Source organism: Bacillus sp. FSL K6-3154, assembly GCF_040869395.1.
Classification (GTDB): domain Bacteria; phylum Bacillota; class Bacilli; order Bacillales; family Bacillaceae; genus Bacillus; species Bacillus safensis.
In genome coordinates, this window is the sequence record NZ_CP152033.1 from 2272969 (window position 1) to 2285920 (window position 12952).

At 38.0% G+C, this 12952-nt stretch carries 14 protein-coding genes and 7 tRNA genes; 18 read left to right on the forward strand and 3 right to left on the reverse strand.

All coding sequences use genetic code 11. The features are described 5' to 3' along the window. Nucleotides 1-66 precede the first annotated feature (66 nt). The 14 genes from MHH61_RS11595 to MHH61_RS11660 all read left to right on the forward strand — a co-directional run bounded on the left by MHH61_RS11595 (nt 67) and on the right by MHH61_RS11660 (nt 6060). Nucleotides 67-141: transfer RNA gene (locus tag MHH61_RS11595), tRNA-Asn, on the forward strand. A 4-nt stretch (nt 142-145) separates the two neighbouring features. Beyond that, nucleotides 146-236 (forward strand) — tRNA-Ser (locus tag MHH61_RS11600). 9 nt (nt 237-245) lie between these two features. Next, nucleotides 246-317: transfer RNA gene (locus tag MHH61_RS11605), tRNA-Glu, on the forward strand. Nucleotides 318-337: 20 nt separating this feature from the next. Then, a tRNA-Gln gene (locus MHH61_RS11610) sits at nt 338-412 on the forward strand. A gap of 31 nt (nt 413-443) precedes the next feature. Continuing rightward, nucleotides 444-519: transfer RNA gene (locus MHH61_RS11615), tRNA-Lys, on the forward strand. Between the two features lie 7 nt (nt 520-526). Beyond that, nucleotides 527-609: transfer RNA gene (locus MHH61_RS11620), tRNA-Leu, on the forward strand. A gap of 48 nt (nt 610-657) precedes the next feature. Further along, nucleotides 658-741, forward strand: a tRNA-Leu gene (locus MHH61_RS11625). A gap of 844 nt (nt 742-1585) precedes the next feature. After that, nucleotides 1586-1906: a hypothetical protein gene (locus tag MHH61_RS11630; protein WP_125587432.1), complete on the forward strand. Its 321-nt coding sequence runs from the start codon at nt 1586-1588 to the stop codon at nt 1904-1906. Then, nucleotides 1907-2254, forward strand: a complete 348-nt coding sequence (locus MHH61_RS11635; protein WP_125587431.1) for a hypothetical protein — start codon at nt 1907-1909, stop codon at nt 2252-2254. A 16-nt stretch (nt 2255-2270) separates the two neighbouring features. Further along, complete coding sequence (locus MHH61_RS11640) at nt 2271-2723, forward strand: hypothetical protein (RefSeq protein WP_125587430.1); 453 nt, start codon at nt 2271-2273, stop codon at nt 2721-2723. Continuing rightward, nucleotides 2720-3154, forward strand: coding sequence for a hypothetical protein (locus MHH61_RS11645; protein ID WP_125587429.1), 435 nt, complete (start codon nt 2720-2722; stop codon nt 3152-3154). The genes MHH61_RS11640 and MHH61_RS11645 overlap by 4 nt, the downstream gene beginning before the upstream one ends. A 725-nt stretch (nt 3155-3879) precedes the next feature. Then, the gene (locus tag MHH61_RS11650) at nt 3880-4680 is read left to right on the forward strand and encodes an alpha/beta fold hydrolase (protein WP_125587428.1); all 801 of its coding nucleotides are present in this window, start codon (nt 3880-3882) and stop codon (nt 4678-4680) included. A 437-nt stretch (nt 4681-5117) separates the two neighbouring features. Continuing rightward, nucleotides 5118-5495, forward strand: a complete 378-nt coding sequence (locus MHH61_RS11655) for a hypothetical protein (RefSeq protein WP_125587427.1) — start codon at nt 5118-5120, stop codon at nt 5493-5495. A gap of 361 nt (nt 5496-5856) precedes the next feature. After that, entirely contained in the window at nt 5857-6060 is a 204-nt protein-coding gene (locus tag MHH61_RS11660; RefSeq protein WP_003214229.1) for a cold-shock protein, read from the forward strand. Nucleotides 6061-6333: 273 nt separating this feature from the next. On the opposite strand, the gene MHH61_RS11665 is transcribed toward MHH61_RS11660, so the two are convergent. Next, complete coding sequence (locus MHH61_RS11665; protein WP_125587426.1) at nt 6334-6795, reverse strand: CarD family transcriptional regulator; 462 nt, start codon at nt 6793-6795, stop codon at nt 6334-6336. Between the two features lie 228 nt (nt 6796-7023). Further along, complete coding sequence (locus tag MHH61_RS11670) at nt 7024-8073, reverse strand: NAD(P)-dependent alcohol dehydrogenase (RefSeq protein ID WP_047202481.1); 1050 nt, start codon at nt 8071-8073, stop codon at nt 7024-7026. A gap of 208 nt (nt 8074-8281) precedes the next feature. Between MHH61_RS11670 and MHH61_RS11675 the strand changes: the two genes are divergently transcribed. Beyond that, the gene (locus MHH61_RS11675) at nt 8282-8683 is read left to right on the forward strand and encodes a MerR family transcriptional regulator (protein WP_008346757.1); all 402 of its coding nucleotides are present in this window, start codon (nt 8282-8284) and stop codon (nt 8681-8683) included. Nucleotides 8684-8726: 43 nt separating this feature from the next. Here the strand turns inward: MHH61_RS11675 and MHH61_RS11680 are convergent, their stop codons facing one another. Then, nucleotides 8727-9455: a glycoside hydrolase family 16 protein gene (locus MHH61_RS11680; RefSeq protein ID WP_041116776.1), complete on the reverse strand. Its 729-nt coding sequence runs from the start codon at nt 9453-9455 to the stop codon at nt 8727-8729. A gap of 271 nt (nt 9456-9726) precedes the next feature. On the opposite strand from MHH61_RS11680, the gene MHH61_RS11685 reads away from it, so the two are divergent. From MHH61_RS11685 to MHH61_RS11695, 3 genes are all read left to right on the forward strand, one after another. Further along, the gene (locus tag MHH61_RS11685) at nt 9727-10299 is read left to right on the forward strand and encodes a TetR/AcrR family transcriptional regulator (RefSeq protein ID WP_368004472.1); all 573 of its coding nucleotides are present in this window, start codon (nt 9727-9729) and stop codon (nt 10297-10299) included. 79 nt (nt 10300-10378) lie between these two features. Beyond that, complete coding sequence (locus MHH61_RS11690) at nt 10379-11818, forward strand: DHA2 family efflux MFS transporter permease subunit (RefSeq protein WP_125587425.1); 1440 nt, start codon at nt 10379-10381, stop codon at nt 11816-11818. 185 nt (nt 11819-12003) lie between these two features. Then, nucleotides 12004-12897 carry an alpha/beta hydrolase gene (locus MHH61_RS11695; protein WP_125587424.1) on the forward strand — a complete coding sequence of 298 codons (894 nt, stop codon included), beginning with the start codon at nt 12004-12006 and terminating at the stop codon, nt 12895-12897. The last annotated feature ends 55 nt before the right edge of the window (nt 12898-12952 follow it).

Genomic DNA, 12952 nt, shown 5'->3' on the forward strand with positions numbered 1-12952 from the left:
AATGAAACACTTAAAAATTCTTGACACATTTTTCTGGCATAGATATAATGAAACATGTCTTATTATTCCGCAGTAGCTCAGTGGTAGAGCTATCGGCTGTTAACCGATCGGTCGTAGGTTCGAGTCCTACCTGCGGAGCCATAATGGAGAAGTACTCAAGTGGCTGAAGAGGCGCCCCTGCTAAGGGTGTAGGTCGCGTAAGCGGCGCGAGGGTTCAAATCCCTCCTTCTCCGCCATTATTGTATGGCCCGTTGGTCAAGCGGTTAAGACACCGCCCTTTCACGGCGGTAACACGGGTTCGAATCCCGTACGGGTCATGTTTTGTTTTTTGATTCGTTGGGCTATAGCCAAGCGGTAAGGCAACGGACTTTGACTCCGTCATGCGTTGGTTCGAATCCAGCTAGCCCAGCCATTTTTTATATATGTTTTTCTGCATAGCAGATGAGCCATTAGCTCAGTTGGTAGAGCATCTGACTTTTAATCAGAGGGTCGAAGGTTCGAGTCCTTCATGGCTCACCATTGTCACGCGGGTGTGGCGGAATTGGCAGACGCGCTAGACTTAGGATCTAGTGTCTTTATGACGTGGGGGTTCAAGTCCCTTCACCCGCATTGTTTTTTCAAACAGTGCACTTATGAATATATGAGCACATCATACACGCGGTCGTGGCGGAATGGCAGACGCGCTAGGTTGAGGGCCTAGTGGGTGAATAACCCGTGGAGGTTCAAGTCCTCTCGGCCGCATCTAAAACACCAAAGGTTTACGGACCTTTGGTGTTTTTTATTTCTTTCAAAGAATGTGTTTTGTGACCAAAAGCGTCCACTAACTTATAGTATGTCGTCTTATTTGTCGTCTGTTTCTGTCTGTTTGTTAGGATATAGATGATGGTGTATCCTTATATTGAAATATATAAGTGTTTTTTGAATGAGGAATTATCAACGATTTGAATAATTTTTTTGATGTCGTTTCCAATGTTCTAATTTTAATTTAGTAACAATAAATTCACCTTTTATAATAGTGGCTGACTTTCAAATGTCCAATTAAAGGTATTTAAGAATATTTTAGGGGTTAAACAAGCAAACCCGTTAGAGTTTCAAAAATGAACTGGCGCAAGCTGCAATAAATGCTTTGATGAGAGAGAAACAAGAAAAGATGTTGGGTCTAAATCTTGCTTGAGGTGAGGGACATGGTCGTTTAAGGTTTTAAATAGACTGCTATCGCTCTTAAACAGAAGCGATTAAAGTATGTGTGAACGATACCAGAACGGAGTGAGGATAAGGAGTCGACATATTCAGCGCACCCAAAATCCTCCTGGTATTGAACAAACAACCGTTTGTTCCTGCATAACGGTGAGGGAGTCCCCTGATGATTCTGGAGAATAGAGCTGAATAATCAGGAATAAAAAATACAATTCAATACTTTATTTTACAAAATTCTTCATTAATAGGATTGTTTGCTTTATAATATAGCTAAAGAAATATTAGATTTAATATTAAATTAACAGGACTATTTATCTAAATAGAGAGAAGATTTTTTTGAAAAAGAGTGGTGAGTTGAGGATTGATAGACTATGAGAAGTATTTGGTTTTGAAAGAAAGAAAAGAAGAATATAACGTATTAAGATTAAAGTTAAGTTCAGAAGAGCCGGAAACTGATGCTGAGATTAAAGAGTTTGCAATAAAGACATATTCGGTTGAAAAAAGGTTAGCAGTAATAAAAAATTGTCCTTCAGTAACTTTGACTACTCAGTTGGAAGAAATTCATAGAGAATGGGATACTGAAAATCTTGATTTAGACAAAATAATGAAGTTTATTGATGCGGATATAACATTTAAAGAAATTGAACAAAAATATAATTCGGGGTTTCTTAAGAAGTTGACTAAATATGTTCTAGGAGGATGGGATTGAATGAACTATTCTTTTACATTAGTCTTAGAATCCAATTTTTTGAAGTTTAAGAAACTACTTAGTGAATGCGAAAAATTTTTAAACATTAATATGAAAAAAATAAATAAATCAAATGCTAGCGGGGTTCAAGAAGATCTAGAATTATTTCTTTTTGTTACCCCTAGACAGTTAGAGTTTAGATTGCCAGAAAGTATTGATAGCAGGAAGTTAAAAAAAGTGATTGACCAGACAAAAAAAATGATCATTACTTTATTCTCTAACAGATCATTAGGAGTAATATATCATAGTGAAACGAAAAAAAGTTTATTTGAAGAAATAACAGAAGTTAATATTATAAGGCTTGTATGAGTAGGGAGTTGTAGAAATGACAAAAATTAATTTAATGTTAGATAATGTTTTGAATAAATTAAAAATAAAATATAACTACAAAGAAGAGATGAATGCATATTTTACGAAGGTGAATTTACCTAATGATGAAATAATGAACATTGCATTAGTTGTAGAAGATAAAATAGAAGCAATAAAGTTAATAGCACCGACTTTTTATAAAATTTCAAATAATACATTAAGGCAAACAAAGAATTATATTGCTGAATTTAATTTAAATAGTATTGTATATGGTACTTTGAGTGTTCATGAGTTTAAGAAACGCAGATCCGTTACATATACAACAGGTATCATGATAACAAAGAGTAAAAGTGAGCAGGTTTTATTAGAAGAATTACAAGAAATATTTTCATATGTAGGTTTTCTTCATAAAAGGATTGGTATAGATTTAGATAAAAATAATAATGCGTTAGAAAAAAGCAAAAAATGAATCCAAAAGAATCATATGCTATAGCTCAAATAGTTCTTTTCTTTTTATTTTTAACCCTAGGTATTGTACGATTCTTTTATTTCAATCCTTCCGTTGTATTTGTTGTAAGTGTATCGTCATTTTTGATTTCTGTAATAATGGTTCTAATTGCTGCAGCTCATGAAATCCATTCTCTAAAAATTATACATAGATTAAAAAAAGAGAGTATTTCCTATCGCTTGACCATAATTGCGATTATGATTTCTTTAATTGGATTCGTTACTCTAACTTTACTTGTATCATTAAATAGAATCTTTCCAACTGCAGGCGATGCGTTATCTATTATTGGTTTTGGGATATCTATATCCACTAACTTTTTAAAAAGAGTTGTAATCTTTTTATTAGTTCAGGGAAGTATTCCAGCAGAGAATTCGTTGAAGAAACCCTCATAATCATAAAGGATGGTATAAATATGTATTTTCGAGTCATGGAAGAGTATGAAGGTTACATTGAAATGATGAAGTTTTTGTGGGGTTTTTTATGTATGACCCGGATGTAGTATATAAAGAGGGCGTGTGTGTCTGCTATATAATACTATGAAAAAGGTAAATGAAAGCGAGGAAAGGTACAGATGCCTACCGATGGAGATGAGGGTTGGATCGATTTATATAAGAACCTGGTTACGAAGAAGTTAAATAAACAGTAACAAAGTTGGAAGAATAGTTTTATGTCTGCTCTTTTATTTGCTACTAATATCTGGAAATAAACAAAAGACTTACAATAAAGGACGAAACGCAGCTGAGAATAAGAATATCGTAAAATTAAAATTTTACAAATGATGAATATGAATTAATTAATGAAGCATTTTCTTATTTTATTGACAAGGAGAAGGGTAAGTAGAGCATCCAAAAACCAAATGCTTGAAATGACAGGTTTTATAACTAGTGTTATGCTATTATTTTAGTAAGAACCTAGTGGGTGAATAAACTGTGAGGTTTAAGTTCTCTCGGTCGCATCAATGATACCAAAGGTGGTAAACCTTTGGTTTTTTGTGCTTCCTAAGTAATTTACACAGTTATATATGATAGTTTGCGATGATATCAAATTCAGTGAATCAAATAATTTTTTAAAAATTGTGATAAAATGTTGAGGTTACTAGGAAAGGGGAAATAAATACATGTCAATTTACCATAAAGTCATTGGAGATGGGTATCCAATCGTGATATTGCATGGTTGGACACTTGACCATCAAGTAATGTTACATGCATTGGAACCGATATTCGAAAAACGAAGCGGTTGGAAGAGAATTTACATAGATTTACCAGGTATGGGACATTCAAAGCCACATCCGTCAATTCAGAACTCTGATGATATGCTAGAAGCGATATTGAGACTTTTGGACGAGGCTATCCCTGATGAACAGTTTATTGTTTGTGGTTATTCATATGGAGGGTACATAGCCAGAGGCATCGTTCGTTCACGTCAGGAAACTGTTCGTGGATTACTGCTTGTGGCGCCAATGACTATACCAGAATTCGATAAAAGAGTCGTACCAGAGGCGACGGTTTTAAAAAGTGACAGCAGCTTCATATCACAATTGTCTTCAGAGGAGGCAGATGAATTTTGCTCCCTGGCAGTTGTGCAAGGAAAAACGGAATGGGAAAGATTTCGAGATGAAATTTACCTTCCTTCTAAACAAACAAATCATGACTTCATCAACAACATTCAACAAAATGGTTATGGTTTTACCTTCGATGTTTCATCTGAACTTAAGTATCCAACGCTCATTATCACAGGGCGTCAGGACAATGTAGTGGGATATCACGATGCGTGGCGGCTCATCGAAGATTATCCAAGAGCCACTTTTGCGGTGCTTGATATGGGTGGTCACAATCTTCAGATTGAACAACCCGATGTATTTAACTCATTAGTCGATAATTGGTTAAATAGACTTGAGTCGGAAAATGTAAAGAAATAGATTTTCTTGTGCAAAATATGTGCAAATCGGAGTCAGGGGTGAATAACCCCGGGAGGTTCAAGTCCTCTCGGGCATCTCTAAAAAATACCAAGGGTCGTGTACCTTTGGTATTTTTTTATGTGCTCTTTTACTATAAAGAGATAACAAGATACAGCAATTGTATGCTAAGTGGAAATATGCCCGGTCATTTTAATATTAATTTCACTTTTGAATGAACGATTCCACATCAGATTATCTTAGGTATGAAATCATATTGCAACTTTAATTACCTCTAAAGAATCGTTGACAATCATGATGCGATTGTTGTCCATAAAAGAACTGAATAAGCTCTTTTATTAAGAGTTTCCTTTCATCTTTTATATTGTTAAATGAAGGTAATAATGAGATAATTTTAAAAATAAATTAGGTCGCATAAGATCAACCAAAGGAGTTATAACATGATAAAAAGGCTTTCTCTTGTTTTACTTACTCTCATGATGTCTATAGTTGTTTTGCTAGTAGCTGCCAAAAATTCTCCTGGAGATAATGTTATTTCATTTGATCAGCCTCGCATCTTAATAATATCATTTGGAATATTGGTATTTTTATTCATTCCTCCTTTGGTGATGTCCTTTTTCAGTAACTTGATTGTGAGAACTATATCTGGTGTATACCAGTGTTTTATTGTTCTATCTTTTCTGATGCTAATTCCAATAGGGTTTCTTATTCCAGATGGCTTTTTGACAATTGTTGTTTCTATCGCAGGAACTATAGTCAGCATAGCTAGTCTTATAGTAACTTTAATAATAGATAGGAATAAAAATGTTAAATCTTAGCTGAAATAAAAATGATATCAATTTTCTAAGAGTACAGTAATGTTTTCGTTATACCCATTTTTAAATAAAGCTGATAGGTGTCTGAAAACGGATTGACGTTATAAACTTGTTTATTCCTTTCGGATTGAACACCCTTTTTGCAAAAATATCTTAAAGTCTGAGAAGAACAAAATTATGTGGGATTGTTGATTTTGTTCTTTTAAATCCTAAATTGCAATTATTTCCGATTCATGCTACAATAAGAATAATTATTTTTGTTCGGCGTAAAGGATAGCATGAAGAAAGACTTTTCGTCTTGAGGATACTTTGGGCAAGGATAGTATAATACATTGTGTGGTATACGCACGAGGAGGCAACAAACATGGAACAAGGTACAGTAAAATGGTTTAACGCAGAAAAAGGTTTTGGATTTATCGAACGTGAAGAAGGCGACGATGTATTCGTACATTTCTCAGCTATCCAAGGTGACGGATTCAAATCTTTAGACGAAGGTCAAAAAGTAACATTTGACGTAGAGCAAGGTTCTCGTGGAGCTCAAGCTGCTAACGTTCAAAAAACTGCTTAATCTTTATCCTTTTAAAACAGGTTCTCTGTAGAGAGCCTGTTTTTTTATGCTTTCACGCATTTTTTTAATAAAAAACCCTACTCAGCGTACAAGTAGGGAGATGTTACAAGGTAATCGTAAAAAAATTCATGCTTCAAAGGTTTATCAACAGTATAGCATATTGGATTTACAATATGCGGAATTTGCCTAAATAAATTCTTTTTTAAATAAAATGAAGGGTGGAAATGTTCGTAGAGAACATGTATTCAAAAATGGTGAGCGTGGAAGAGGTTCTTAACAGAAACTTTTTATTTGTTTTTCTGTAATCCCTTTGATGACTTCTAATTCACTTAGCAAAAATTCATGGGCATCATCCAGCATTTTCTTTTCACTAGCATTTAGTGCTTTCTCTTTCTTCATACGCATAAGATCACGCACAACTTCAGCACCGTCTTGGATGTTACCCGTTTTTATTTTGTTTGTGTTGATTGTATGTCGTTCTTTCCACGTCAGTAATTGATCTGATTTGCCATGCTGGAAAATGTGCATCACATTCTTTAAAGCCAGTATATCTGTAACAGGTCTAATACGTGAACCTGACATTTTCCGTGTTGGAATCATTACTTTCATATGACTGATTGACATTTTAATCACATAATACTGTTGTTTTTCATCAGAGAATTCTTTTTCTTCTATGGCTTCAATTATGCCTGTTCCGTGCATTGGATAAACAATGTTATCACCAATTTGAAACATTTCATCCACCTCCATAAATTGTATCTACTATAAGGGTATCACAAATGAAGGTGTAATAACCAAATTTTTAATAATAACATGGTTTTTATTTTTATGTCAATATTTTTTGTGCGAATTTCAGAGGATTTTTGCTGTGAAATGTCCATTGCATACACCTGTGTAAAAGGAAAAGGTTGAAACATAACAAAAGACCAGCCAATCAGGCTAGTCTCTTAAAACAAATATCAATCACAACGTAGCAATATCAATCACAAACCGGTAACGCACATCACTTTTCAGCACACGTTCATACGCTTCATCAACTTGATTCGCGTTAATCACTTCAATTTGTGGTGCGATGTTGTGAGCAGCTGCGAAATCGAGCATTTCTTGTGTTTCTTGGATGCCGCCAACGAGTGAACCAGCAATGCTGCGACGGCCGGAAATTAATGAAAAGACGTGGAATTGATCCGGCTTAGGCGGTGCACCGACGTTCACCAAGGTTCCATCTACACGGAGTAAGGACAGATAGGCATCCACATTAATGTTGGCAGAGACCGTATTGAGAATGAGGTCATACTGACCGGCTAGTGTCTGAAACGTTTCAGGATCACTTGTAGCAAAATAGTCTTTTGCGCCAAATGATAGTGCTTCTTCTTTTTTATTCAAAGAGCGGCTCAATACCGTCACATCAGCGCCCAGAGCACTCGCGAATTGAATGGCGACATGACCGAGTCCGCCCATTCCGACAATGGCGACCTTTTTTCCAGGACCTGCCTTCCAGTGTTTTAATGGAGAATAAGTGGTAATGCCAGCACAGAGAAGAGGACTAGCGGCATCAAGAGGCAGTTGATCAGGAATGCTGACGACAAATCGCTCTGTCACGACAATCTTTTGACTATAGCCCCCATAAGTCGGTTTCCCGTCATAGTCAAGGTTGTTATAGGTTTGGACGACCCCTTTTGTGCAATACTGCTCGTCTCCATTTTGACAATATTCACAAATGCCGCAGGAATCCACAAAACAACCAACACCTACACGGTCTCCGATCTGAAACTTCGTCACATCATCACCTACAGCTGCAACGACCCCAGCAATCTCATGACCCGGAACCATCGGGAAAATGCCGCCGCCCCATTCATCAAAAGCGCTGTGGATATCTGAATGACAGATCCCGCTAAATTGAATATCAATTAAAATATCATGTGGACGAAGCGCTCTTCGTTCAATGGTCGTCCGTTCAAAATTCGCTTTTGCGCGTGAAACACTTAAAACATTTGATTGGTGCGTCTGACACATTCTTGATCATCCTTTCAAAAATAAGATTCGATTCTTTCTTCTATACTGTACTTCTTAAAGTGAACTATAAGTCAACAAGAAACCTTCTGTAATAACGAATTCAACATTCTTGAATCGAGAATTGAGCCAAAAGCATCTTGCTTTCTTTTTCAAAATGGAGATGATGAGGAAAGGGAGATCGGAAGGTAAGAGAAAGAAGGAGGGCGTAATGAAAATAGCACAAGCAGCAAAACAGCTCGATTTATCCACTGCGACACTTAGATATTACGAAAATATTGGTTTGATTAGGGAAATCAAACGTGACGATCATGGGATTCGTGATTATACAGAGGATGATCTTCAATGGATTGAATTTATCAAGTGTATGAGAAATGCAGGGCTCTCGATTGATGCGCTTAGAGAATATACAGCCTTATTTTTTGAGGATGATGATCATACGTTATCTTCGCGAAAAAACATTTTGGTCAATGAACGAGAAAGACTCGTCCAAAAACAAAAGGAAATCGAAGAGACCATTAAGCGATTGGATTTCAAAATAGAAAGTTATGAAGATATTATCCACAATCATGAGAAAAAACTCGCTCATCAGCTGAAAACTCATTCTAATTAAACGAAGAAAAACCTGTGACTTGTCACAGGTTTTTTTGATAGAGTTATCTTTTTGTGTAACGCACCCAGTTATAATGTGCGTGGAGCGGGGTAACACCGTTGTAGGAGCCAAGCCATTCATCGACACCTGCACCATTCCACAGGTTCATCATAATTTTCCCTGGTGTTTGAGGAATTTGAGTGGTGGCGGTATGTTTTAATTGTCCATCGACATACCATTTGATAGAGTTTGGCTGCCAGTCAAATGCATACGTGTGATAAGAGTTCGCTGCATCGAAACCAAGGTTGACGATCTTTTCATGATTTCCTACACCATTGGTATAGTAGTTAAACTGTACCTTTGTCGTATCTTTTCCTAGAAATTCAATGTCAATCTCATCCCAAGGCGTGCCATCAGTCGGTCCCGTATAAGTGAAGAAAGAAGAGACGATCCCCACATTTTTGGCTGGCTTCATGTTGACTTCATATAGCCCATAGCCGTACGTTTGAACGGAGCGGTTTTCTCCGCAGTCAAACTTGTTATAGGCGGGACTTGTAAGCGATAAACGCATTTCACCTGATGATGTCATCGACACGTTATTTGCACGCCACGTACAGTTAAACATGTTTCCATTCGAGTATCCATCGGCTTTTTGCCATAACCCCGTATTATAGTTATTAAAAGGTTCATAAAACGATCCACCCGTTTGTGCCGAGGCACCCGGTGTAAATGTGGACAAACTCAAGACTAATCCAGTGACAAGCAGCATCAACATTCGTTTCATACGGTACATATTCGCATTCTCCTCTCCTTTTATGGAAGCGCTTTCTTTATTGATCATACATGATTCTTTCAAAAGGGAAAATCGGTCTAAATAATGATAAACAGTGTGCATTATTTAATAGAATTGAAAGAAGGATTATAAGTGAAAAATAATGATTGACATTGCGGACAGTTGTCCGTAAGATAATATCGGGATAATTGTCCTAAGAAAAACCTAAAGTGTTTTGATTTAACACATAGAGATAAGTGTCATGTGGATGAAGGTAAAGAAGGTGAGCATGGTGGAAAAGGATATTGGGGAGGAAATTGAAGAGATCGCATTCTCCTTGTTTCAAGAATTTGGTGTAGAAAATGTCAGCATGCATAAAATTGCGAAAACAGCTGGTGTTGGGCAGGGCACTTTATACCGCCGCTACGCCAATAAAAGTGATTTGTGCCTTTCTATCCTTGGGGAGAGATTTGAACAGCTGATCCCAGCTTTGCATCTTTACTTGAGCAAAATAAGTGATCAGCCGGTTCGTGAACGTTTGCGCTATGTTCTCGAAGAAATTCATCTGATCGTCGGTCACCATCTAGACTGGATTCGGATGCTCACAATCTCTGGGAATTTAGAGCAGACAAGTAAAGTGTATGAGAGTCATTACAGTCAATCACTTAGACAAATCATTCGTGATTTGCTTGAGGAAGCGAGAGAAAAAGGAGAAGCAAATATACAGGATATAGAACTGACAATGTTATGTATGTCCTCTCCAATGACGCCTGAGCTCATGTTTTATATACATGAATCTGGCTATTCAATCGAAAAAATTGCTCAATTTGCTGCAGAAAAACAGATTTTATCCGTCTTTCAATAGACATGAAAGTGGCTCATTTCTGACCACCCTGACTTCCTAAGGTTCATCTAAATTGAAAAAGAAAAGGAGCCAACTTAATATGGACAAACAGAAAGCAGCAGCTTCTGAAATTCGAACGCTGCCCATTATTATTTCTTTTATCACGGCTGGATTTATTGGCCTGTTCAGTGAAACGGCATTAAACATGGCGCTGAGAAGTTTAACGTTAGACTTTGGAATTGAAGCGACGACTGCTCAGTGGCTGACAACAGGATATTTATTAACACTTGGTATTCTCGTACCGATTTCAGGACTCATTCTTCAATGGTTTACGACAAGACAGCTTTTCATTACATCGCTCGTCTTTTCAATTATCGGAACATTTATTGCGGCGGTTGCGCCGGTCTTTAGTATATTAATGGTAGCACGTGTCGTGCAGGCAGTCGGCACAGCATTGCTTCTGCCATTGATGTTTAATACGATTTTGGTCATCATCCCGCCTCATAAACGAGGCAGATCAATGGGGATTATTGGTCTTGTGATCATGTTTGCACCAGCTGTCGGCCCAACCGTCTCTGGTCTTATTCTGAAATCGCTGACGTGGCATTGGATTTTCTGGATTTCACTTCCTTTATTAATTGCTGCACTCGTATTTGGTTATATCTTTATGCAAAATATTACAGAACCAACAAGACCGAAAATCGACATCTTATCAATTGTGCTTTCAACCATTGGTTTCGGCGGAATTGTGTATGGCTTTAGCAGTGCTGGAGAAGGCGGCGGCTGGAGCAGTATGCATGTCATCGTTGCTATTGTAGTTGGTGTCATAGGGATTCTCGTGTTCTCCTTAAGACAGTTGAACATGAAAGAACCAATGCTGAACTTAAGCCCGTTTAAATATCCGATGTTTGTCATTGGGTTACTTTTGATTTTAGTGTGTATGATGGTGATGCTGTCTGCTATGATGATTTTGCCATTGTATCTGCAAACGTCCTTGGCGCTTTCTACATTTACAGCAGGTTTAATGCTATTGCCAGGTGGAATTATCAACGGACTGCTATCCCCAATCATGGGTGGTCTATTTGATAAATTTGGTCCAAAATGGCTTGTCATTCCAGGTCTTGTCATTGTCGCAGCGACGATGTTTGGCTTTACGAATCTAAGTGTGAATACGTCGATTGGATTCATTGTAACCCTTCATATTACATTAATGATCGGAATTGCGATGATCATGATGCCTGCTCAAACAAATGGATTGAATCAGCTGCCGCCAGAGCTATATCCGCATGGTACAGCGATTATGAATACATTGCAGCAGGTGGCAGGAGCCATTGGTACTGCGATCGGTATCTCGATCCTTTCATCAGGAGCCCGCAGCTTTATGGAAAATGTGTCTGATCCCGCAAATCCGATGAATCAACTGCTTGCCTTTACAAATGGCGTCCAGCATGCATTTATTTTTGCAGTGATCATGACGATCATCGGTTTGGTTATTGCCTTCTTCATTAAACGAGTGAAGGTAGAACAGCAAGTATCATAAGAGAAATGAAAAGCACTGTGGACATAGCGCCGCAGTGCTTTTTTATTTGTTCAATGGTTGTTTCAAAGAGAGAGAAAAAGGGGAGATAGGTAAAAAGTGAACAAATGAAAATTGCTGCTGATTCAGTAGGAGGAAAAGGAAACGAATGAGTAACTAAGAAATGAATAAGATAGGAGTCTGAGATCATGAACTTAGAAGAACAAATCAAAATCGCTGCTTCATTACGCCAGCCATCTGAAGATTCATTAGCGAGTCAATCGGAACTAAAGCCAGTAAATCCTCCTGATGTGAACAAAATGGAATATGACATTCCAACAAGTGCTGGCGAAACAAAGGTGTGGGTGTTTAAGCCAGTGAACACATCAAAGCAGCCGCTTCCTGTTTTTGTGAATTTACATGGTGGCGGATTTATCATGGGCAGTGCTGAAATGGATAATCCATGGTGTCCAGTCATTGCAGACCGGGCGCAATGTATCGTCGTCAATGTCGAGTATCAGCTTGCACCTGAGCACCCTTTCCCAGCCGCTCTTCATGAATGCTACGATGTACTGAAGTGGTTGTATGAACATCCTGACGAGCTTCAAATCGATCGGAATGCATTAGCCGTTGGCGGACATAGTGCAGGAGGAAATTTGGCAACGGCTGCTTGTCTATTGAATATTCAAAAAGGAAATACACTCCCAATTGTTTATCAGGTGCTTGATTATCCGCCGCTTGATCTAGCCACTGATCCAGCACAAAAGCCAGCGTTTGAAGAAGCGATTCCAGTTGAATTGGCGAGACTCTTTAATTCCTTCTATCTGCAAGGCCAAGATCCGCGCAATCCGCTCGTTTCTCCGGTTTTTGCAGATCGTTCATCCTTGGCACAAATGCCTCCAGCTCTCGTCATCACAGCAGAGAAGGATTCGCTGGCTGAAGAAGCTGAGCAATATGCTGGCAAGTTAAAAGAAGCTGGGATAGACGTCACGTACAGACAATTTAAAGGCGTTCCACACGGCTTCACGCACGCCGGAGATTTAGCCATAGCTGAAGGGGCTTGGCATCTGATGGGGGATCAACTAAAGAAAGCGTTTGAATAAAAAAGCAGAGTGATTCAAAAGCACAGGAGACAATGAGCCTGTGCTTTTATTACTG

Coding starts and splice junctions, on each gene's coding strand:
- MHH61_RS11635 (WP_125587431.1), top strand. CDS start 1,907: ATGAACTATTCTTTTACATTAGTCTTAGAATCCAATTTTTTGAAGTTT.
- MHH61_RS11640 (WP_125587430.1), top strand. CDS start 2,271: ATGACAAAAATTAATTTAATGTTAGATAATGTTTTGAATAAATTAAAA.
- MHH61_RS11645 (WP_125587429.1), top strand. CDS start 2,720: ATGAATCCAAAAGAATCATATGCTATAGCTCAAATAGTTCTTTTCTTT.
- MHH61_RS11650 (WP_125587428.1), top strand. CDS start 3,880: ATGTCAATTTACCATAAAGTCATTGGAGATGGGTATCCAATCGTGATA.
- MHH61_RS11655 (WP_125587427.1), top strand. CDS start 5,118: ATGATAAAAAGGCTTTCTCTTGTTTTACTTACTCTCATGATGTCTATA.
- MHH61_RS11660 (WP_003214229.1), top strand. CDS start 5,857: ATGGAACAAGGTACAGTAAAATGGTTTAACGCAGAAAAAGGTTTTGGA.
- MHH61_RS11665 (WP_125587426.1), bottom strand. CDS start 6,795: ATGTTTCAAATTGGTGATAACATTGTTTATCCAATGCACGGAACAGGC.
- MHH61_RS11670 (WP_047202481.1), bottom strand. CDS start 8,073: ATGTGTCAGACGCACCAATCAAATGTTTTAAGTGTTTCACGCGCAAAA.
- MHH61_RS11675 (WP_008346757.1), top strand. CDS start 8,282: ATGAAAATAGCACAAGCAGCAAAACAGCTCGATTTATCCACTGCGACA.
- MHH61_RS11680 (WP_041116776.1), bottom strand. CDS start 9,455: ATGTACCGTATGAAACGAATGTTGATGCTGCTTGTCACTGGATTAGTC.
- MHH61_RS11690 (WP_125587425.1), top strand. CDS start 10,379: ATGGACAAACAGAAAGCAGCAGCTTCTGAAATTCGAACGCTGCCCATT.
- MHH61_RS11695 (WP_125587424.1), top strand. CDS start 12,004: ATGAACTTAGAAGAACAAATCAAAATCGCTGCTTCATTACGCCAGCCA.